This window comes from Ruegeria sp. YTSC106 (assembly GCF_059609765.1).
Map to the genome: position 1 here is coordinate 40,639 of NZ_JBXWMI010000010.1, position 18,332 is coordinate 58,970.

Here is an 18,332-nt window from a genome sequence, read left to right on the forward strand (position 1 = left end):
GATGGAGGCCTGAGAGTACAACGTCATAGGTACCGTCTTGCGGAAAAGCCGAGCTTTAGTTGAAACTATCCAGTGTTGCCTTTCGTGGCTGAGGACAGAGCGCATCTGAACAGGTGCGCGTCGAGGTCAACTTGAAAGGAAAAACGATGAAAACCCAAGCTCTTGTGACATCTCTGATTGCCCTTGCAGCCAGTCCGGCATTTGCGGCAGATCATGCGACGGTTTCCGGGTATGCCCTTGCCGATGATGGCGCAACACTGGTCGTGATGAGCGATGTGAACGCGCCTGGCGAGGTGATAACCTATAGCCTGGCGTCTCCGCTGAAGGCGATTGCCTGGCGTCCTGTTACCGGCGAGTTGCTTGGCTTCTCAGATGGCATGATCGCGACGATTGATCCGATGTCCGGCGAAATGACCGATTTGGGCGCTTCGTTCATGGATGATGCGATGATCGGCGGCGGCAAGATGGTCGCCCTTGATTTCAACAACAAGATCGACGCTGTACGTGCCGTGACATCGGCTGGCGACAATCTCGTCTACTTCCCCGAAGGTTTCGGCGACAATGACGAGCGTGCCGGTTCCGTGCGCCGCTTTACCGACCTGGCCTATGCCGAGGGCGACTCCATGGCAGGTGCGAAGCCGATGATCTTCGCCAATGCCTATACGAACGCGATCAATGGCGAGACTGCGGGCGATACGTTCCAATACGCGCTCGATGCCGAAACTGACACGCTGGTCAGCCTGGCTAACAACGCGGGCACGCTGGAGACCATAGGCAAGATCACCGTCGACGGCGCGCCTGTCGATCTGGCCCCGATGGGTGGCTTTGACATCGTCTCTGCCAAGGAAGGCGAGAACATGGCACTTGCGATCCTGCAGATGGAAGGCGCTGCGTCGGCAGGCCTCTACGAGATCGATATCGAAACGGGTGCTGCCACGCTGAAGGCCGATCTTGGCATGGGCGGTATTACAGGCTTTGCAGCATCGCTCGGTATGTAGCCTATGACCATTGGGTAATGAGTTGATCGGTACCTGTTCAGGATGGTCCCGGCGGCAAGTGATTGTCGTTCGGGGCCTTTTCTGTCAGTCAGACAAGGGAAAGACGCTATTTGAACGGCTTAAGGCACACATGACGGACCGCAAGGACATCGAAGAGATGATCGGCAAGGTTGCGCTTGGCGACAGGGCCGCGCTGGCTGCGCTCTATGATGCCACTAGCGGGAAACTTTTCAGCGTCTGCCTCCGTGTCTTGAAGAGCAGGTCGGAAGCCGAGGATGCACTCCAGGACGTGTATCTTCGGATTTGGGACAAGGCTGACCGATACGCAGTGACCGGTCACTCTCCAATGACATGGCTGATCACCGTTGCGCGGAACCTGGCGATTGACCGGCTGCGCGCGAAGAAGAGAAACCATATCGACCTCGACAGCGTGGGCGAGCTTGTTGAAAAGCGCCCTGGGCCTGAGGCTGCAAGTATTGCCGCGTCGGAGCAGCGCCGGATAAGCGCCTGCTTTGAAGAGCTGCCGCCAGACCGTGCCGATGCTGTGCGGGCTGCTTATCTGGACGGTGTAACGTACCAAGCGCTTGCGGACCGCTTCGATGTGCCGCTGAACACGATGCGAACCTGGCTGCGGCGCAGCCTGATATCTTTGAAGGAGTGCCTTTCGCGATGAGCGACCAACAGGACATACCGGAAGACGAGGCGCTTGCCGCTGAATACGTCTTGCGCCTGCTGGACGCGGACGCAGAGCAGGCATTCGAAGCGCGGCTTCAGGCTGAGCCAGACCTTCGGGCGCATGTGCTGTTCTGGGAGGCAGAGTTCGCAGCTCTGGCCGACGAGGTGCCTGATGAAACGCCGTCGCCATCTGTCAGAGCTAGACTCGTTGCCGAATTGAGTGGCGAGAAAACAAGCTCAAGGCGCGGCTGGTCCTGGCATTGGTTGGCTTTCCCTGCATTGACTGCACTGGCTGTTGCTGCATTTTTTGCCTTCAGCCCCATGTTGCGCAGCCCGGCATTCGATCCAACGCTCCATGCGACGCTGATCTCGGAAGACGGCGCGGTACATATTGAGGCAGGGTACGCCCCGAACGGAAATTTGTTCAAAGTGATCCCCGAGCAGGGCATGCCTGCGGCGGGGCGGGATTTTGAGCTTTGGGTCATAAGTCCGAATGCCGATACGCCCGTATCGCTTGGGGTGATACCGGCGAACCGGGAAAGCCTGTTCGAGATCACACCCGAGATCGCTGCCTTAATCGATGGTGGAACTTTGGCCGTCTCTGACGAACCTGAAGGCGGGTCACCGACTGGGGCGCCTACCGGGGCCATTCTGGCGACCGACGAATTCTTCGATGCAGATTTATTTCAGGCGAGCTGAAACTCTTCCGCGCATCGCGCCGTGGCTCTCATAACCGCAAAAGATCGCGGACAATTATGAGAGGAGACTCAAATGAAGATCGTATCCAAACTGGCTACCGCCGTCACAGCACTGACCATTGCAACCGCAGCTTACGCCGAGAACCCAATGGTGGGTGGCGCGCCGATGTTCGAAACCAAGAACATAGTGGAAAACGCAGTGAACTCAGCCGATCACACTACTCTGGTCGCCGCTGTCCAGGCCGCTGGATTGGTCGAAACGCTGCAAAGCCCTGGGCCTTTCACAGTCTTCGCGCCCGTGAACGATGCCTTTGCCGCACTGCCTGCAGGAACGGTCGATACACTTCTGAAACCTGAAAACAAGGACATGCTCGTCAAAGTACTGACCGCGCATGTGGTGGCCGGTGATTGGTCCGCTGCCGAGATCGCACGCCAGGCGCGCGCCTCTTCCGATGGCTTTTATCACTTCAATGCTGTCTCGGGCGACGCTCTGTCGGCACAGGTCAAGGGCAACAATGTCTATATCTATGATGAAAACGGCAACGCGGGCCGTGTGACCATTGCAGATGTCGATCAGTCAAACGGTGTGATCCATGTGGTCGATACCGTGCTCGTTCCGAAATAAGTCGAGCAGGCACGCCCGGATGGATCAGCATGCCCCCCTTGCTGACCTGTTCGGGTGGATTCTCTAACAGGTGATGACATGAAACGCAGAGCATTTCTGATGACTACCGGCGCAGCCTTGATCGCGAAGCCGCTTCACGCTGCGACATGCGGCTTCGAGATTTGCCGCAGTGACGCCGAATGGCGGGCGCGCCTGAGCGAAAACGAATTCATGGTTTTGCGCGAGGAAGAGACCGAGCGTCCTTACACAAGTCCGTTGAATGACGAGACGCGCGCCGGCACCTATCAGTGTCGTGGCTGCGATCTGCCTGTCTACAGTGCGCAAGCGAAGTACGACAGCGAAACCGGCTGGCCAAGTTTCTTTGAAAGCTTGCCGAACGCGATTGGCACGAAAGAAGATCGAAAGTTCATCTTTCAAGTTCGAACGGAAGTCCACTGCCGTCGGTGCGGCAGCCATCTGGGTCATGTCTTCGATGACGGACCAGAGCCAACCGGCAAACGGCACTGTCTGAATGGCCTTAGCCTGGCCTTTGTCCCCGCCGGATGACCATTCGATTTGAATGGGTCGCCGGGCGATATCTTTTAGCGATTTTGTTTGTTGCCGGGGCTGCACAGAAAGCGATGAACCCTGATCCTGTGCAAGGGCTGTTAGCGGGCTTTGGATTGCCTGAATGGCTTATCTGGCCTGCGCTCGCGTTCAACGCATTGGCTGCAAGTCTTCTGATTGCAGGCAAGTATCTGAGACCAATCGGCTGGGCGCTAGCTTTGTACTGTCTCGTGACCAGCGTTTTTCATTTCATGCCGAGTGACCCATGGCAGATGTCTATTCTCGTCAAGAATTGGGCTTTGGCAGGCGGTTGCTTAATCTTATCTGCAGCGTCGGTCTCAAGGACATAAACCCCCTGCCAAAACATATCTGCCAAAAACGGTCGTTTGTGAGCGCTAACGGCTCATCAACCAGCACGCGAGCGCTGCCGTTGGGTGATCGCAAAGCAATGTCGGCTTTGGTTCGGGAACAAACGATCTCCAAGTACTAGATCACGCTGATTTCCTAGCAACCAAGACAAATTGCGTAAGCGAGAAGAAAAAGCGCCCCTCCTCCGACAGCGCCCGCTGTTCATCAAACCAAGCCTGCGCCTCCTCCTCGTCTACGTGCTCATTGGAAATCGCGTATTGCTTCATGAGATGCATCATCATGATGGCAATGCCATCGGGCTTGAGTTCGTGATCGGTCAGGGTGACGGGTGTCACTGCATCAATCTCGTGCCCTTTGACCTTGAGGATACCGGGAAGCCGTTCGGGCAGCGTGCCACTGACGAAATGCTTGTCCCAAGAGGACACTACCTTGGACATGCGCTCGGGATGATCGGAATGCCAGATGAAGCTGCCAAAGTGCAGGTCGCTTATCACCAAACGCCCGCCCGGTTTCAGGCATCGCATCGCATCGTCCAGTGCATTGTCCACGTCGTCTATGTATTCGAAAACCTGAACCGATACGGCCTTGTCGGCGGCACCGTCTGAAACCGGCAGGTTATTCGCTAAACCCTCTACAAACTCCACGTTCTCGTAGCCCTGGCAGCGGTCTTGCCCAGCCTTCAGCATGTCTTTGCTGGGATCAACGCCAATGATCTTGCCTGTCGGCCCGACGGCCCTGGCCAACTCGGCGGTCAGCAATCCGTTGCCGCACCCGATATCAATGATCGTGTCGCCCGGGCTCGGCTTGAGCGCATCAAAAGATGCCTGCCGTCGGCGGGTCAGGTCGGCACCTTCATAAGCATTGTTCAATATCCGAGTGATCTCCGCATCAAACTTAAGCATTTGGGTTCCCCCCAAACTGTCTAGCACCGGGGATTTCCGTGACCCATTCTAGTCTGGAACGCGTCCAGCATTCGAAACTCGGAGCTAGTTCAGCTCGTTGCCTTATCGTTCCGGCCCGAAGGTTGAACGCTGCAGGTCTATCTTCGACGCCGCAGGAATAGAGGCCAGAACCGCAATCAGGGCAGAAGGCCTGGACGCGCGGATTCCCACTGTCTCCCACCTTCACGTAGTGTTTCGGTGTTCCCGTCAAAAGCTTAAAACTATAACTTTGTACAATGGCAAGCGTACGAAAAGCCGAAGCGGACAAGACCTGACAATCCGCGCAATGACATATCCCCACCGATGCCGGATCGAGCTCCGCCTCGTAGGTGATTGCGCCACAATGGCATGATCCATCTATCTTCACGACCTTCCCCCGCAACCTTCAATTCAAGCTAGCGTGCCAAATTTCTCCGTGAATGTCACACACACTGTGTCGACTGAACTCTGTGCATGCAGCACTCTTTCGCGAAATTTCGTTGGGGCCGCTTTTACTTACTGTCCGCTAAAAAGCCGACATTTGTGCAAAGTGCAGCAACGGGCAAGATAGGCTCGAGCGGTCGACCAAAGCAACCGCCCCACAGCAACCTTTGCGTGTGTGTAGGAACGAAGCGAGTGTCAAAAACGGTCGTTTGTGCCGCCGTGCCCTGCTCCACCCAGGATCAACAGGTTAGCTTTGACAAAAAACCACCGGCAAAACTGACCCGGTTTTGCAAGGTTTCTGCCGCCTCCGGCCAGTAGCGATAATTCTCGGTTATCGTTACCTAAACCGAATGGACCTGGATTTAGTCCTGGACGTCTGCTTTGGGGAAGCTGCATCGCAGCGTTTGGCTGCGGCGTGAGCGGCAGCTCTGGGCCGACAATGGCAAGACAAGGCTACCAGCAAGGAGCATCGAAGCCCGAACAAGCATCCGCTTATTCACAGGTACTAAGCGGGAAAACCAAACACCGACCTTAATAATATCCCCTTGAGCTCTAGACCATTGGCCGAAGGTGTCCCATCTTTCGTCGAGATACCTTTCCTCATGCCTGCCGAGCTGCCCCTGGATTATGATCTTTGTACCGCTGCCTTTCGTTGTCACGCTGTTATTGGGGCTGCTTTTCACGCGCTTGGCCTGGCAAGATGGTGAGCGACCAAATAACCCGGCGTTTTTGCTTTTGATTGCGTGTGCGGCGCTTCAGTCCTTACTGATCGGTTTGCGTTTTGGATACGGGATCGAGTGGGCCAGGTTTCTTTCACCACCGATCGCGAGTGTGATGGCGCCTTTGGTGTACTTCGGATCGTTGCAACTGGTTGGCTCACGCCACGTTGCTAAGCGCTATTCAATCTTGCCGCATGGTCTTCCGCTGGTCACGGTCTTGTTGTCCATGTTGTTCTGGCCCGCTGCGCTGGATGTGGTCCTTATCGCAACGTTCCTTATCTACGCGGCCCTGATCCTGTTCTTGCTGCGGTCTGGGGCGGATGCGCTGAAAGTAACGGCATTGGACGCCGTGGGCTCAGTTCATCGCGCTCTGGTTTTTGCAGCGCTTGTATTGATCTTCTCCGCAGCGATCGACACGTTGATCACAATTGACATTGCGACCACGGGCGCGCGCCATCTGCCGCAACTTGTGTCCATCGGCAATGTCGCGACTTTGCTGTTTCTGTCTTTGGCCGCTGCAGTTGCGAGCCGTGGTCGGACGGCCGGGGAGAGTGAGAGAGCAGGTCCGATGGCCGCGATGCCCTCCGACTCTAGCACCGCAGAAAATCCTGTGATCATGGATAAAGTAGAGAGGTTGATGAAAGAAACGCAGATTTATCGGGATGCGGATCTTAATCTCGCCCGCCTCGCTCGCAGGGCAGTCATACCGTCCAGGCAAATTTCGGGGGCGATCAACCAGACAACGGGGAAAAACGTCTCGCAATATGTCAACGATTTCCGCATTGGCGAGGCTTGCGAGCAGTTGCAAAACAGCACGCGGTCGGTCACAGAAATCATGTTTGACGTTGGTTTCGAGACGAAATCCAATTTCAACCGAGAGTTTCGGCGTGTCACAGGAATGACGCCGCTGGAATGGCGCAAAGCCAAGGGATCAGGGTCGGATCTGGCATCCTGACAACAAACACAACTAACTAAATCGCGATTTCGAACGTCCTAAATCGTGTTCAAGGTCGCGGTTTTGCGGTTTGCGCCTGACCCTGGTGACATGAAAACAGTCACCGATCATAACAGCAAAATGGCCGAAACGCTGAGAGAGCTTTCAGCATACCCGGCATCCACACCAGCTGCTGTGGGCGCGCGTCCGAGGTCTTATAGGGCGGTGCTGGCGGCATTGAGCTCTGTACTGCTGCTGGCGGCCGGCGCAGGGTTTGCCCTTCGATCTGAAAATTTGTCCCTTAATGTCGCGTCCTCCAATACGGTGTCCACGGGCACGCAATCAGAAGAAAATCAACAGAATTCCGGCTCAGAACCGCCGGTTTCTACAACAGTACCTGCTGCCCGGGAAATCACCGGATCGGGCTATGTCATCGCGCCGCACAGAGCTGTCGTTTACGCCGAGCAGGGTGGTTTAATCGCTGACATTCTCGTCGCGCCCGGAGACAGGGTCGCCAAGGGCCAACCCCTTTTGTTGATCCAGGACACGCAGGTCATTTTTACGCTGGAAAACGCAAAGCTGGCACTTGACGCGACCAGGCTGTCGCTCTCTGCCGCGCGCATTTCCGAGGCGCAGGCCGATGCGACACTGCAAAGGCGGGCCGAACTAACCCGAAGGGGTGCCATCGCCAGCAATCAGTTAGAAGATGCACAGACCGCCGCGCACATGGCAGCCAACAGAGTCGAGTATTCAAGGGCCGAGGTCGCGACCGCTGAGCTTGCTGTCCGAATTGCAGAAGATCGAGTCTCCGATCTGACCGTACGTGCACCAATCTCAGGGACGGTGACGCAGATTTCTGCGCATGTTGGCGACGCTGTGCTCGACCGGATCGATGCGATCCATGACGGAATCGGTCTGATGACAATCGCCGATCTGAACAACCTGGTGATCGATGCCGATGTAAACGAAAAAGCAATCAATTTGTTGGGCGAAGATGTTCTCGGAGAGGCCGTTCTGGACGCTTATCCCGATCATCCCTTTCCCTTCGTAATGCAACGCGTTGCGCCTGAGGTAAATGCCGCCAAAGGAACTGTTGGACTGCGCCTGAAACCTCTCGATTCGCCCCCTGGGTTGCGGTCGGGCATGGCTGCACGCGTCAGGATCGATCTTCCTCCATCACCTTTGCACGTCCACGCACAATCAGGAGCTAACCCTTGATGACGATCTCCGAATCCGACATTCCCTTCATTGCTTTAAGCAGTGTCAGCAAGGCCTACCGAACCGGCAGTACAAGCGTAGCAATTTTCGACAATCTCGATCTATCTATCCAAAAGGGTGAGTTTGTCGCCGTGATGGGACCATCGGGGTCTGGAAAATCCACTCTTCTCAATCTGCTTGCCGGCCTTGATGCGCCGGAGTCCGGCAACATCACGATTGCAGGCCAGAGGCTGGACAACATGGGTGAGGCCGCCCGGTCCGCATGGCGCGCGCATCATCTTGGGATTGTATTCCAGTTCTACAACCTGCTGCCGATGTTGACCGCAGAGGAAAACATAGAGCTTCCCCTGCTGTTGAAACCGATTCCTGCGTCTGTCCGGCGCGAGCGGGTTACAAAAATCCTCGACCTAGTCGGTCTTGGCGGACGTGGTCGGCAAAACCCTGCACGAATGTCCGGCGGGCAGCAGCAGCGCGTCGGCATTGCCCGTGCGATTGTGTCTGATCCTGCGTTGCTGCTGTGTGATGAGCCAACCGGTGACCTCGACCGCAAATCCGCTGATGAGGTTCTGACCATGCTGGGGTATCTGAACCGTGAGCTTGGCAAGACCATTGTCATGGTGACCCATGATCCCGAAGCTGCCGAGGCGGCTGACCGGACCCTGCACCTTGATAAGGGCGTCTTTGTCGAACGCGTGCAGGTGATGGCATGACTTTTCTGGGCCTCACCCGCAAAAGCGCGATGCGCAAACCGTTTAGGTGCGTTCTGCTGATTGTGTCTGTTGTCACAGCCTTCTTCATCTACGGGCTGACAACCAGTTTCATCGCCGGGTCACAGGGTACCGCCGCAGCCAGTGATGACTTGCTCGGGGTGATGAACGCGGCCGGTCGCAGTCAGCCGTTGCCAATGGCCTATCTGCCGCGCATTGCAGCGCTGCCAGGTGTTGCCGAGATTAGTCCGGTCACCCGCCTGCGCGGCAGCGTCGGCGACGCGCGCAACGTCGTCGCGGTCAGTGCCGGAGAACCGGACAAGCTGCTGGCTGTCAGCGGGGCAGAACTTGGGCTGACCCCGCCCATGATAGAAGCTCTCGGCTCTGGGCGGGACAAGGTTCTTGTGGGCCGCGCCCTCGCCGAGGCGCAGGGGTGGACAATCGGCGACCGACTGACAGTTTCGGCCTTTCGTACCAAAAGAAGCGATGGAAGCCGGGATTGGACGTTCGAGATCGCCGAAATCTTCGATGGAAAAAACGCCAGCACAGACACTTATTTCATTCTTGCCCAGTACCGCTATATCAACGAGGGCCGCGCGCGGGGCAAGGATACCGTTTCCACCTTCGCGCTGCGTCCGGCCCCGGGCGTCGCGCCGCAACAACTGGCACCGCGCATTGACGCGCTTTTCACCAATTCGGCAGCCCCCACGCGCACCCTCTCAGAGAAACAGTTTCTTAGTGCTTTCCTGAGCCAATATGCCGACGTCAAACACGTCGTCACATTGGTTGTTGGCGTGTCATTCGTGACCCTATTGATGATCGTTATCAATACGATGGTCTTCGCCCTGCGCGAGCGGCATTTTGAGATCGGCGTGCTGAAGACCCTCGGGTTTTCCCGTTGGCGCATCCTGCTGATGGTTCTGTCCGAGGCCTTTTTCGTTTTCATACTGGGCGGGGCCATCGGCATCGGTCTGGCAAAACTGGCCAGCCTCGCCCTGCCGCCCGCTCTGGGGTTGGTTTTCGACCAGAACGTTTTGCTGCACGCGATTGCGCTGGTTTTCCTTCTCGGCCTGGCGGCCGGGGCACTTCCTGCGCTGTCCGCTATGCGAACGCCGATCCTTTCAGCATTCAGAGTGAGGTGACCTTGATGCCTTCAACCATCCGACAAATCATCGCGATGAGCCGCGCCACCCTGCTCAGTCTCCCCCGCAGGCTGGCCATCTCCCTGTCCATGGTCGGGTCGATCATGCTGGTCGTTTGTGTCCTGAGCGGATTTCTCGCAATGGCGCGCGGGTTCGAGATCACGCTGCAAAGTGCGGGATCGCCGGATGTCGCGGTCATCCTTGGTGGTGGCACGCGGCAGGAAGGCAACTCTGAAATCCCCTCGGATGTTGTCCGGTCCCTTATGGCGATGCGCAAAGATATTGGCGTCGTCCGCGACAATCGGGATGTGCCAATCCTGTCGCGCGAACTCGTAGTTCCTGTCGAGTTTCGCAGCCATACCGACGATTTGAGTGAAACTCTGGCACTGCGGGGCATGGACGACATGGGTCCGAGTATTCGCACGGAGGTGACCTTCTCATCCGGCCGCGCAATGCGGCCCGGTACGCGTGAAATCGTGGTGGGTAACCAACTTGCCGCCCGATATCCTGGCTTGGACATTGGCGATCAGGTTCGGCTTGGTCCGATCGATTGGACAGTTGTCGGTCATTTTGCAAGCTTCGGCAGCGCGCTGGAATCAGAGATTTGGGGCGATATCGAAGCCGTCGCGGCCGCGTTCAATCGTGTGGGAGACGTGCAAAGCCTGCGGTTGAGGTTGGCTGAAACCGATACGGTCGACGGGCTCAACCGGGCGGCTGCCGAATTCGCCGGGGCTCAGCTTTTGGTGCTGACCGAGGCCCAGTTCTACGCTGGCCAATCTGCCGGAACGTCGCAGCTGGTCAGATACTTTGGGTGGCCGATCGCGATTTTGATGGCTATCGGCGCGGTCGCAGGGGCGCTGAATACTATGATGAGTTCCGTTTCGGACCGAACCGTCGAGATCGCCACCGTGCGCGCATTGGGATTTAGCCGTTTGTCCGCATGCATGGCGACATGGTTGGAGGCCGTCTTGCTTTCTGTACTCGGGGTCGGCCTGGGCCTCACCGTTTCATGGTTTGTGATGAATGGCTGGCAGGCAAGTACAACAGGCGCAAATGGTGCAGAACTGGCCTTTCAGTTGGTGGTCGGCAGAGACGAAATGGTAAGCGCCGCGCTGGTTGGACTGGCAATTGGAGCCATTGGCGGCGTTCTACCCGCGATTGTCGCGGCACGGCTGCAAATTACTGATGCATTGAGGCGGCGCGGGTAGCGATTTTAGTCGACAACGTGCTCAAAAAATTGATCTCACCGCTTGGCGCCTGTGAAACAGATACGTGCCATTGAACAGCCACGCCCCGGTTCTGCCAGACCATCCACAATCCAATTCGGGAGTGGCGTAATTGTTACGTACGAAGTCGAGCAGGCGCAGCGAACGGCAGCAATGCGGGCTGCTAGTGCAGCATCGCGCCCGTGTGTCGAGTGGCCGGTAAGGGCCGTCCCTGTTGGCACAGGTGACAGCCAATTCAAGCCGCGTGTTTTACGCTGCCATGAGCCGCTATTCAAACGCATCCTTTAGGTCGGCAAGGTGATCTGACAGCTCATCGGGATAACCCCAACCAATTTGACCATCAACGCGGTGAAGCTCAGCCTCAAGCGAAGGCAAAAATTCCGCAAGAAGCTCCTGATCCTGCTGTTTCAGAAGGGTTTGAACGACACTCGAGAACATTGAACACAAGCTGTCATAGAAACCCTCGTCGATGTCCCCGAACTCAAGCGTAAAATCATTGCCGCATTTGACGTAGTAAATCATAAGGGTCAGTGTGTCGCGGATGTTGCCATTGGCTTTCTTGAACTCACTGATGGCTTTTCTGCCTTCGGTCAGTTTTACATGCTGCTTCCATGGCTGCTTCCATGGCTGCTTTGGACTGATGGCGCGCTGAATTCTTGTCATGTACGGGGCAATATGGTCCTGCTTTACATCGTTGCTTAAGAAACGGGCATGCATAAACGACGCGTTTTCCGCATTCAAACGGTATAGGTCCTGGACCAATCCCAGCAGTTGAGGCGAAGAAAAGCCAGACAGCACCGGCTTGATGTCCTTCCATGATTTCTTCGCATGGCTCATCGCCATTCCCTCCCGGCCAGCATGATGGGGCTAGAGTATGCGTGAGATTGGTCGGTGGAAACCCGACTGCCACCATATGCTTGCGCGGCTTGCGTTGACACGCCAAAGCCGGGAGGCAAGAAACGTGTCAAAGAGATCAAGAGGTGATTCATGCATTCTGCCGACCTTGAATACAGCGATTTTTGCCAGTCTATTATCATTGGCAACCATGATGTGGATATCGAGATTTTCCGCGAGACCGGAACATTTTCCTGGACCCTCGAAATGCAAGTCGATGGCGAACCTGTGGATTGGCCGCATGTGTTTGTTGCTGACAAAGCCGCCTATGACGCCGCAATACTCTCCCTAAAAGAACGCGGTTTGAACCCCGACATGTTTGCAGACGATGACGACTATCCCATCATTGAAAGCCCTCTTTGTCAAAAGCTGCTCGTGGAAGGGCACCCGTTTGAGATCAGCATCTACCGCGGGGTCGATGAACCAGAGTGGATTTTGGAGATCACCAACGCCAAGGGTACATCCTTCATCCCCGATGAGCGGTTCAAAACGGACAAGGATGCGCTTGGCGTAGCGCTGGTCGATTTTGAAAACGAGCCAATCGCGAACTTTCTTGAGTAGTCCCGCGATGCCCTCTTCGCTCGATCGCAAATGCTGCACGCCGCACGAATGACACGCAATGGTCGCCAGGACATGCTTGTTTCGGCCCACAGGGTAACGCCCGCTTTTGCAAGAGGTCTGGGAGACCCGCGCGCGGCGCGCGGCTCACATTGATTATTGGACAGGGCAGGGGATCGACGCGCTAAAGCGCGCTCACCCCGGCCCTGGCATTGTCCAATAGTGGGGCTGCTGCGACCGGCAGGCCGGTCCCATCATCCCGATCCGCCCGCATCCTGCGTCGGGCCGGTCAAGGGGCAAGCGCCGCGCGGTGCGCGTCGTCTCCATGTCAAAAAACCGGTTCCTCCCACGCGCAAGCGCGCGGTTCCCTCCCATTTTTTTGCCGCTCCGACCCCATGACAGTCCCGCCCCAGGCCACAGGCTGGGCTTTGCCCACCCTGTTCTGCCAGCCGATAGATGTGGTCCATCTATCAGCTAACAGAACAGAGAGGCCGCGCCCATTGGCGGAAAGCTGGGAAACACCGGCAACCGCATCGCCACGATAAGGAGACGCCACGAATGGCTGATTTTGATATTAATATCACTGCAACCTATTCCCCCGAGGACAACAAAATCCGTTTGTATGCAGCGGAGCGATTGGACGCCGAAACCTTCCAGCGGGTTAAAGCCGCTGGCTTCAAATGGGCACCTAAGCAGGAATTGTTCGTTGCCCCTATGTGGACCGTTGCCCGCGAAAACCTTGCGCTTGAACTGGCAGGCGAGATTGAACCCGAAGAAACCACAGTTGCCGAACGGGCGCAGATCAAAGCGGAACGCCTGGACGGGATCGCAGGCCAGCGCGCGGAACAGGCAAACGCATTTCACCGGGCCGCTGATGAGCTGTCCCGTGCCTTCGAATTTGGGCAGCCTATCCTTGTTGGGCATCACTCAGAGCGGAAGGCCCGCAAGACTCAAGAGCGGATGCACAACGCAATGGACAAAGCCGTCAAAGCACACGGCGCTATCGGCTATTGGCAATATCGCGCGGCAGGTGTCGAGCGTCATGCAAACCGGAAGAATGACCCCAAGGTGCGCGCGCGCCGGATCAAGAAGCTACTGGCCGAGCTGCGCGACCTGCAGCGCCGTTTGAATGCAGCCCACAAGGCCCTTGCGATGTGGGAGAGCGCGACCACTGACGCGCAAATCAGTTTCATTCTGGGCCGCAGCCCTTCGGTGCCTTATGGTCTCTATTCGGCAGTTACAGACGGTAAGACCACACCGGCAGAAGCCCGCGCGCAGTGCATCGAGGCGGCAAAACGCACCATCGAGAGCGACCACCTGTCCCGCTGGATCACTCACACCCTCAACCGCCTGTCATATGAACGCGAAATGCTGGGCGACGTGCCGCGCTTTGAAGGTGAGATTACGCCGACCCTGTTGCAAATGTTTGTGCGCGAACATGGGGCTGACAAACCAAAGGGGAAAAAGGTCGATGACAATCTATTTTCTGTGGAATGTGACGCCCCGTTGCCCGCTCACGTGGCCGATGGCAACACCGTCGAGCTATCTGCCGACGAGTGGCGCGACTTGATGCAGTCTTGCGGATACGTGCCGCCCGAAAAGAAACCGGCAAAACCGCCTATTCTAAATTTCAAAGCGCAGAGCGGTAAATTTTTGGTTCGCAACCCGTGGAATAGAACAGTCGAATTTGTTCCACAGGTGGAAATGACCAAAGCGGAATTTGCCGAAATTGGCACCGACTACAAGGGAACGCGGCTTTCAGCTTGTGGAGCTTTCCGGGTGCGGATCGCACCGAACCCGAACCACGAAGGGCCGCGTTTCTCGGCTGGGTGGGCTGCTATCCTGATCACCGATCAAAAGCAGCATGACGCCCCCGCAGATTTTGATGAGGAAATTGCACAATGACCCGTCATTGGGAAACCCACCTTTACACCTACGCTGTCGCGCTCACTCAGGGCGCGGCAATCCTGCCCGAGAATTTGCAGGGGATGCGGCAAAAGGCCATCAGCCACGGTCACACAGAGGGAGAATGTCAGATCGTTGAGGCCGACCCGATGGAATACGTTCAAGAGGGGTTTTCGCGCCTGTCCGTTCTGGGCAAGGCGGTCACAATGCGCCGCCTGATGGACACCGGAATCGAGGCCAACACGGCGCAACGGATCGTCAACCAAGCCACAAACGCCCTTGAAGTCGAAAGGTTCGGGCGATGATTCAGAAACGGCCAAGCATCTACTACCGCCCGAACAAGCCCCTAACCATTCCGGTTAGGGTGCGGCATGACGCGCCCCAACTGGACGAGCTGAAGGCCCCTGAGGTTATTGCCGTTGACAAATTCACCGAATGCCACGTGACGCCCGATCCTGTCGCTGCGCGGATGGTCGGTTATCTCGGGCCGCAAGGTGACTATCTGACATTGGAGCCAAGCGCCGGAACCGGCCAGCTTGCAAGAGCGCTGATTGCATCAGGTCACAGCACTTGCGAATTGACCAAGATCGAGCGCCACAACACCCTTGCGGCAAAACTGCGCGCCATCGGCCCCACGATCAACCGTTGTTTTCTTGAGTATGCGGAGGAAGTCAAAGGCCGCGCGCAGTTTCCCCGCATCATCATGAACCCGCCATTTAAGCAGGTACGCGCCCACATCGAGGCGGCTTTGTCCCTGCTGGGGCGGGGTGGGCATGGCGAACCGGCAACCCTTGTTGCCCTGGTCCCCGTCACCTTCCACCACGACGAGGCCGAGGAACTCGAAACCTTGCCGCCAGACACCTTTGCGACCGCCAGTGTTCACACAAAAATCATCAGAATCCGCCGCTGAGGGAAAGCCAATGTCTACAAAGCCAATTGTCAGGATCGCTTGCGATGCAATGCAGTTTTTCGAAATCGACTTGCCGGATGGAGCCGACCCAGAAACCTACACCGATTCAGACGAAGCCCGCGCACATTTTGCCGATCTGGTTTCGTCTGGGTTCATAGATTTTCAGCTTGCCCGCCGGTTTGACAGCAACGGAAAGGAGGTTTGACCATCGTTTGCGCGCCGCCATGTGTGGCGCGCGGTTGTTTCAGGTCGGCCAGCACGCCCACCATTTTCACAATTTCAGACCAGAGGTCGCCCATGAATCAAATTCTTCACCGCATTTACTTATCCGGCTATGGCGGTTGGACAATGCCCCGACCACTCCGCTGCATCCTTGCGCGGTCGTCATTTCATCGCGCTTGGCTGAGTGGCCGCAACGGCTGTTTTGTCGAGGCTGGCATACGTTACGGACCGGCAAACCCCTATCCGGGCTAACCAGCCGCCATCGGGTGTGGCGTCCCGGCGAACCGGGGCCACCGCCCCGATTAGCCAGGACTGTGCGCTTCCCGCGCAGGGGGCCGCGTGGCGGCCGGAACGGATCGGCCGTAACGTCTGCTGATGCCGTGCTAATCTCACTAAGCCGACGGCAATCGGCAAAAACGCTCTTTTGAGCCAGTCGGCCCGATCGTTGCCGCGAGTCTGGGCCGATTGCCGTTCTCTCCAAACTCTGAATTCTGCACACAACGCCCCAGGTCGCTGGTTCTATTGCGAACCTCTGTTTTTCGCGCGCCTGCTTTAGATCCGTCCCGATGAAAATATGTGGCCAAGATACACGCCGCGCAGACCCGTAAACACCAAGCCCTTCGGGGCGCGTGCCGCGCGTGTTGACTGGTCTGTTTTCCCGGCGTGTCCGAGAGCCGCGAATTTTCAACAGGAGACAGACATGAAATTCATTCGCAAAAAATCAAAACAGCTTCGCAAACTAGCAGCTCGTCGCCTAAGAGCAGTTAGAAAACAGCTTCAGAAAATCGACTTGAGCCTCAGCATCGAGGTCAATTTAGTTGTCATCAAAATCAATTTTACAGCCAAACGCCGGGAGCTTTAGCCCCGGCTTCTTTGCGCCTCAACATAGGTGCGCAGCACTGCATTCATTCGAGTCAGGTGGCCTTTGCCGCCAGACTTGAAGTATTCAAGAACTTCTGCGTCAACACGCAGATGCACAGACTGTTTTGGCTGGCGCTCAACAATGTCGGCGTCATCCCAAAAACCATCAGGCATATCCAAGGCTTCTGCGTCATCGCTCGGCGCTTTAACTTCGCCGCGACGTTGCATCGCCCTAATTTCCTCAAGGGAAGCTGTCTTTGTATTTTTCATAATCCTTCCGACCTCCTTTCCAGGCAGAGATGAGCCGGATGTTCTCGCCACGCATGGTGTAGACAACGGTGAACGGATCACCATCAACCAAGCCCAGAGAGATAAACCGTTCTTCTCCATAGTCGTGCCGGTCATCTGTTTTAGTGAGGGTCGGACCCTCAAAGATCAAAGCCGCAAAGAGCAAGTCCACGCCGTGTTTGGCAATATTCTGGCTGCGCTTGTCGTCGTTCCAATCGAAGTTCATTGTACCTGCCTGTATTGATAAGTGCTCTATCCTGCATGGTTCTGCCTCTGTTTGTTGTGTCCGATTAAGGTTCGTGGAAGTCTGATTTGCTTCCTTGACGTAGTATGTACCCTTTTTGTGTACACATTGCAAGAGGGGATGTGGTTCGGTTCAATTGACACGGGCAAATCCCGCGCCTTGGGGCGCGTGACCGCGTGCTAGGCTTCAGCCGGCAGACCGGCTTACGCCCCGAACCAATCCTATCCTTTCTCCCTTCGGCCCAGGTAGCGGTGAATCTGTCTCGTCCCGAACCAACTTAACCGCGGCCAAATGGTCGCCAGGACATGCTTGTTTCGGCCCATAGGGTAACGCCCGCTTTTGCAATAGGTCTGGGAAATCCGCGCGGGGCGCGCGGCTCGCATTGATTATTGGACAGGGCAGGGGATCGACGCGCTAAAGCGCGCTCACCCCGTCCCTGGCATTGTCCAATAGTGGGGCTGCTGTGACCGGCAGGCCGGTCCCATCATCCCGATCGCATTCAGTTTGATTGGATCGAATTCCGCTGCCTCTCGCCTGCGGCTCGAACGCGGAGTTCGAACATATCCATTTGGTTATTCTGAATACGCTCTAATCCGCCCGCATCCTGCGTCGGGCCGGTCAAGAGGCAAGCGCCGCGCTGTGCGCGTCGTCTCCATGTCAAAAAACCCGGTTCCTCCCACGCGCAAGCGCGCGGTTCCCTCCCATTTTTTTGCCGCTCCGACCCCATGACAGTCCCGCCCCAGGCCACAGGCTGGGCTTTGCCCACCCTGTTCTGCTAGCCGAAAGATGCGGGATCTTTCAGCTAACAGAACAGAGAGGTCGCGCCCATTAGCGGAGTTGGGAGGATCAGGAAAGGCTCCAGTGGAGCCTTTCCCCGACCAACGGGAAACACCGGCAACCGCATCGCCACGAAAGAAAGAATTGTTATGACTGAATATCGTCTTGGATCGTCCGAATTGGTACACACACCCGGCCAAGTTGCTTGGGCCATCAATGGCTATCACTTCGCAGATGATCGTCCGGTTCTGCTGAACAGCATGTGCCAGAGCTTCCTCACAATTCCTAACACCGCCATCGAACAGCTTTTGTCCAAGGCCGTGCCTTACACGGTCGAGGGCGAAACGGTCGTTTTCAGCGTGGACGAATAGTCCGGTTCTGAAACGGCCAACGCGCGACCTGCGCACGAAAGGAGGTGAACACCATGAGCATTGAAATGATCGAACAGCGTA

The 18,332-nt window shown here is 56.6% G+C and carries 23 protein-coding genes; 18 read left to right on the forward strand and 5 right to left on the reverse strand.

Annotation, left to right across the window (positions count from 1 at the left end; all coding sequences use genetic code 11):
• The first annotated feature begins 146 nt into the window (after positions 1–146).
• From AC2FEB_RS14450 to AC2FEB_RS14475, 6 genes are all read left to right on the forward strand, one after another.
• Entirely contained in the window at positions 147–998 is an 852-nt protein-coding gene (locus tag AC2FEB_RS14450) for a DUF4394 domain-containing protein (RefSeq protein WP_496884165.1), read from the forward strand.
• A gap of 130 nt (positions 999–1,128) precedes the next feature.
• Positions 1,129–1,671 carry a sigma-70 family RNA polymerase sigma factor gene (locus AC2FEB_RS14455; protein ID WP_496884166.1) on the forward strand — a complete coding sequence of 181 codons (543 nt, stop codon included), beginning with the start codon at positions 1,129–1,131 and terminating at the stop codon, positions 1,669–1,671.
• Entirely contained in the window at positions 1,668–2,372 is a 705-nt protein-coding gene (locus AC2FEB_RS14460; protein WP_496884167.1) for an anti-sigma factor, read from the forward strand. The genes AC2FEB_RS14455 and AC2FEB_RS14460 overlap by 4 nt, the downstream gene beginning before the upstream one ends.
• 72 nt (positions 2,373–2,444) lie before the next feature.
• The gene (locus AC2FEB_RS14465; RefSeq protein ID WP_496884168.1) at positions 2,445–2,996 is read left to right on the forward strand and encodes a fasciclin domain-containing protein; all 552 of its coding nucleotides are present in this window, start codon (positions 2,445–2,447) and stop codon (positions 2,994–2,996) included.
• A gap of 78 nt (positions 2,997–3,074) precedes the next feature.
• Positions 3,075–3,542: a peptide-methionine (R)-S-oxide reductase MsrB gene (gene msrB, locus AC2FEB_RS14470; protein WP_496884169.1), complete on the forward strand. Its 468-nt coding sequence runs from the start codon at positions 3,075–3,077 to the stop codon at positions 3,540–3,542.
• Positions 3,539–3,892, forward strand: a complete 354-nt coding sequence (locus tag AC2FEB_RS14475) for a DoxX family protein (RefSeq protein WP_496884170.1) — start codon at positions 3,539–3,541, stop codon at positions 3,890–3,892. The genes msrB and AC2FEB_RS14475 overlap by 4 nt, the downstream gene beginning before the upstream one ends.
• A gap of 141 nt (positions 3,893–4,033) precedes the next feature.
• Here AC2FEB_RS14475 and AC2FEB_RS14480 read toward each other — a convergent pair whose 3' ends face one another.
• Together AC2FEB_RS14480 and AC2FEB_RS14485 are read right to left on the reverse strand one after the other, a co-directional pair.
• The gene (locus AC2FEB_RS14480) at positions 4,034–4,813 is read right to left on the reverse strand and encodes a methyltransferase domain-containing protein (protein ID WP_496884171.1); all 780 of its coding nucleotides are present in this window, start codon (positions 4,811–4,813) and stop codon (positions 4,034–4,036) included.
• The gene (locus AC2FEB_RS14485) at positions 4,806–5,219 is read right to left on the reverse strand and encodes a GFA family protein (protein ID WP_496884172.1); all 414 of its coding nucleotides are present in this window, start codon (positions 5,217–5,219) and stop codon (positions 4,806–4,808) included. The genes AC2FEB_RS14480 and AC2FEB_RS14485 overlap by 8 nt, the downstream gene beginning before the upstream one ends.
• 890 nt (positions 5,220–6,109) lie before the next feature.
• Between AC2FEB_RS14485 and AC2FEB_RS14490 the strand changes: the two genes are divergently transcribed.
• The 5 genes from AC2FEB_RS14490 (at position 6,110) to AC2FEB_RS14510 (ending at position 11,203) form a co-directional block, all read left to right on the forward strand.
• Positions 6,110–6,949, forward strand: coding sequence for a helix-turn-helix domain-containing protein (locus AC2FEB_RS14490; RefSeq protein ID WP_496884173.1), 840 nt, complete (start codon positions 6,110–6,112; stop codon positions 6,947–6,949).
• Between the two features lie 90 nt (positions 6,950–7,039).
• Positions 7,040–8,146, forward strand: coding sequence for an efflux RND transporter periplasmic adaptor subunit (locus AC2FEB_RS14495; protein ID WP_496884174.1), 1,107 nt, complete (start codon positions 7,040–7,042; stop codon positions 8,144–8,146).
• Entirely contained in the window at positions 8,146–8,856 is a 711-nt protein-coding gene (locus AC2FEB_RS14500) for an ABC transporter ATP-binding protein (RefSeq protein ID WP_496884175.1), read from the forward strand. The genes AC2FEB_RS14495 and AC2FEB_RS14500 overlap by 1 nt, the downstream gene beginning before the upstream one ends.
• Entirely contained in the window at positions 8,853–9,995 is a 1,143-nt protein-coding gene (locus AC2FEB_RS14505) for an ABC transporter permease (RefSeq protein WP_496884176.1), read from the forward strand. Before AC2FEB_RS14500 ends, AC2FEB_RS14505 begins: the two co-directional genes overlap by 4 nt.
• Before the next feature lie 5 nt (positions 9,996–10,000).
• Positions 10,001–11,203: an ABC transporter permease gene (locus AC2FEB_RS14510; protein WP_496884177.1), complete on the forward strand. Its 1,203-nt coding sequence runs from the start codon at positions 10,001–10,003 to the stop codon at positions 11,201–11,203.
• A gap of 285 nt (positions 11,204–11,488) precedes the next feature.
• On the opposite strand, the gene AC2FEB_RS14515 is transcribed toward AC2FEB_RS14510, so the two are convergent.
• A complete protein-coding gene (locus AC2FEB_RS14515) occupies positions 11,489–12,058 on the reverse strand; it encodes a hypothetical protein (RefSeq protein WP_496884178.1) in 570 nt (189 codons plus the stop codon).
• 150 nt (positions 12,059–12,208) lie between these two features.
• Here AC2FEB_RS14515 and AC2FEB_RS14520 point away from each other — a divergent pair, with 150 nt between their 5' ends.
• From AC2FEB_RS14520 to AC2FEB_RS14545, 6 genes are all read left to right on the forward strand, one after another.
• On the forward strand, positions 12,209–12,676 hold the full coding sequence (locus AC2FEB_RS14520; RefSeq protein ID WP_496884179.1) for a hypothetical protein: 468 nt from the start codon (positions 12,209–12,211) through the stop codon (positions 12,674–12,676).
• A 555-nt stretch (positions 12,677–13,231) separates the two neighbouring features.
• Positions 13,232–14,578, forward strand: a complete 1,347-nt coding sequence (locus AC2FEB_RS14525) for a DUF3560 domain-containing protein (RefSeq protein WP_496884180.1) — start codon at positions 13,232–13,234, stop codon at positions 14,576–14,578.
• Positions 14,575–14,883, forward strand: coding sequence for a hypothetical protein (locus AC2FEB_RS14530; RefSeq protein ID WP_496884181.1), 309 nt, complete (start codon positions 14,575–14,577; stop codon positions 14,881–14,883). The genes AC2FEB_RS14525 and AC2FEB_RS14530 overlap by 4 nt, the downstream gene beginning before the upstream one ends.
• Positions 14,880–15,488, forward strand: coding sequence for a hypothetical protein (locus AC2FEB_RS14535; protein WP_496884182.1), 609 nt, complete (start codon positions 14,880–14,882; stop codon positions 15,486–15,488). Before AC2FEB_RS14530 ends, AC2FEB_RS14535 begins: the two co-directional genes overlap by 4 nt.
• A gap of 10 nt (positions 15,489–15,498) precedes the next feature.
• On the forward strand, positions 15,499–15,693 hold the full coding sequence (locus AC2FEB_RS14540; protein WP_496884183.1) for a hypothetical protein: 195 nt from the start codon (positions 15,499–15,501) through the stop codon (positions 15,691–15,693).
• Positions 15,694–16,410: 717 nt separating this feature from the next.
• Entirely contained in the window at positions 16,411–16,572 is a 162-nt protein-coding gene (locus tag AC2FEB_RS14545) for a hypothetical protein (RefSeq protein WP_496884184.1), read from the forward strand.
• Here AC2FEB_RS14545 and AC2FEB_RS14550 read toward each other — a convergent pair.
• Positions 16,569–16,841, reverse strand: a complete 273-nt coding sequence (locus AC2FEB_RS14550) for a BrnA antitoxin family protein (protein ID WP_271952909.1) — start codon at positions 16,839–16,841, stop codon at positions 16,569–16,571. The two genes, AC2FEB_RS14545 and AC2FEB_RS14550, sit on opposite strands and share 4 nt — an antisense overlap.
• On the reverse strand, positions 16,813–17,085 hold the full coding sequence (locus tag AC2FEB_RS14555) for a BrnT family toxin (RefSeq protein ID WP_496884185.1): 273 nt from the start codon (positions 17,083–17,085) through the stop codon (positions 16,813–16,815). The genes AC2FEB_RS14550 and AC2FEB_RS14555 overlap by 29 nt, the downstream gene beginning before the upstream one ends.
• Positions 17,086–18,029: 944 nt before the next feature.
• On the opposite strand from AC2FEB_RS14555, the gene AC2FEB_RS14560 reads away from it, so the two are divergent.
• Entirely contained in the window at positions 18,030–18,251 is a 222-nt protein-coding gene (locus tag AC2FEB_RS14560) for a hypothetical protein (RefSeq protein ID WP_496884186.1), read from the forward strand.
• The last annotated feature ends 81 nt before the right edge of the window (positions 18,252–18,332 follow it).

Bases quoted from the DNA above. Each gene is read 5' to 3' on its own strand.
- AC2FEB_RS14550 (WP_271952909.1), bottom strand. From the start codon at position 16,841: ATGAAAAATACAAAGACAGCTTCCCTTGAGGAAATTAGGGCGATGCAA.
- AC2FEB_RS14560 (WP_496884186.1), top strand. From the start codon at position 18,030: ATGACTGAATATCGTCTTGGATCGTCCGAATTGGTACACACACCCGGC.
- AC2FEB_RS14520 (WP_496884179.1), top strand. From the start codon at position 12,209: ATGCATTCTGCCGACCTTGAATACAGCGATTTTTGCCAGTCTATTATC.
- AC2FEB_RS14460 (WP_496884167.1), top strand. From the start codon at position 1,668: ATGAGCGACCAACAGGACATACCGGAAGACGAGGCGCTTGCCGCTGAA.
- AC2FEB_RS14545 (WP_496884184.1), top strand. From the start codon at position 16,411: ATGAAATTCATTCGCAAAAAATCAAAACAGCTTCGCAAACTAGCAGCT.
- AC2FEB_RS14480 (WP_496884171.1), bottom strand. From the start codon at position 4,813: ATGCTTAAGTTTGATGCGGAGATCACTCGGATATTGAACAATGCTTAT.
- AC2FEB_RS14510 (WP_496884177.1), top strand. From the start codon at position 10,001: ATGCCTTCAACCATCCGACAAATCATCGCGATGAGCCGCGCCACCCTG.
- AC2FEB_RS14555 (WP_496884185.1), bottom strand. From the start codon at position 17,085: ATGAACTTCGATTGGAACGACGACAAGCGCAGCCAGAATATTGCCAAA.
- AC2FEB_RS14540 (WP_496884183.1), top strand. From the start codon at position 15,499: ATGTCTACAAAGCCAATTGTCAGGATCGCTTGCGATGCAATGCAGTTT.
- AC2FEB_RS14450 (WP_496884165.1), top strand. From the start codon at position 147: ATGAAAACCCAAGCTCTTGTGACATCTCTGATTGCCCTTGCAGCCAGT.
- AC2FEB_RS14495 (WP_496884174.1), top strand. From the start codon at position 7,040: ATGAAAACAGTCACCGATCATAACAGCAAAATGGCCGAAACGCTGAGA.
- msrB (WP_496884169.1), top strand. From the start codon at position 3,075: ATGAAACGCAGAGCATTTCTGATGACTACCGGCGCAGCCTTGATCGCG.
- AC2FEB_RS14530 (WP_496884181.1), top strand. From the start codon at position 14,575: ATGACCCGTCATTGGGAAACCCACCTTTACACCTACGCTGTCGCGCTC.
- AC2FEB_RS14505 (WP_496884176.1), top strand. From the start codon at position 8,853: ATGACTTTTCTGGGCCTCACCCGCAAAAGCGCGATGCGCAAACCGTTT.
- AC2FEB_RS14525 (WP_496884180.1), top strand. From the start codon at position 13,232: ATGGCTGATTTTGATATTAATATCACTGCAACCTATTCCCCCGAGGAC.
- AC2FEB_RS14475 (WP_496884170.1), top strand. From the start codon at position 3,539: ATGACCATTCGATTTGAATGGGTCGCCGGGCGATATCTTTTAGCGATT.
- AC2FEB_RS14455 (WP_496884166.1), top strand. From the start codon at position 1,129: ATGACGGACCGCAAGGACATCGAAGAGATGATCGGCAAGGTTGCGCTT.
- AC2FEB_RS14515 (WP_496884178.1), bottom strand. From the start codon at position 12,058: ATGAGCCATGCGAAGAAATCATGGAAGGACATCAAGCCGGTGCTGTCT.
- AC2FEB_RS14535 (WP_496884182.1), top strand. From the start codon at position 14,880: ATGATTCAGAAACGGCCAAGCATCTACTACCGCCCGAACAAGCCCCTA.
- AC2FEB_RS14500 (WP_496884175.1), top strand. From the start codon at position 8,146: ATGACGATCTCCGAATCCGACATTCCCTTCATTGCTTTAAGCAGTGTC.
- AC2FEB_RS14490 (WP_496884173.1), top strand. From the start codon at position 6,110: ATGGCGCCTTTGGTGTACTTCGGATCGTTGCAACTGGTTGGCTCACGC.
- AC2FEB_RS14465 (WP_496884168.1), top strand. From the start codon at position 2,445: ATGAAGATCGTATCCAAACTGGCTACCGCCGTCACAGCACTGACCATT.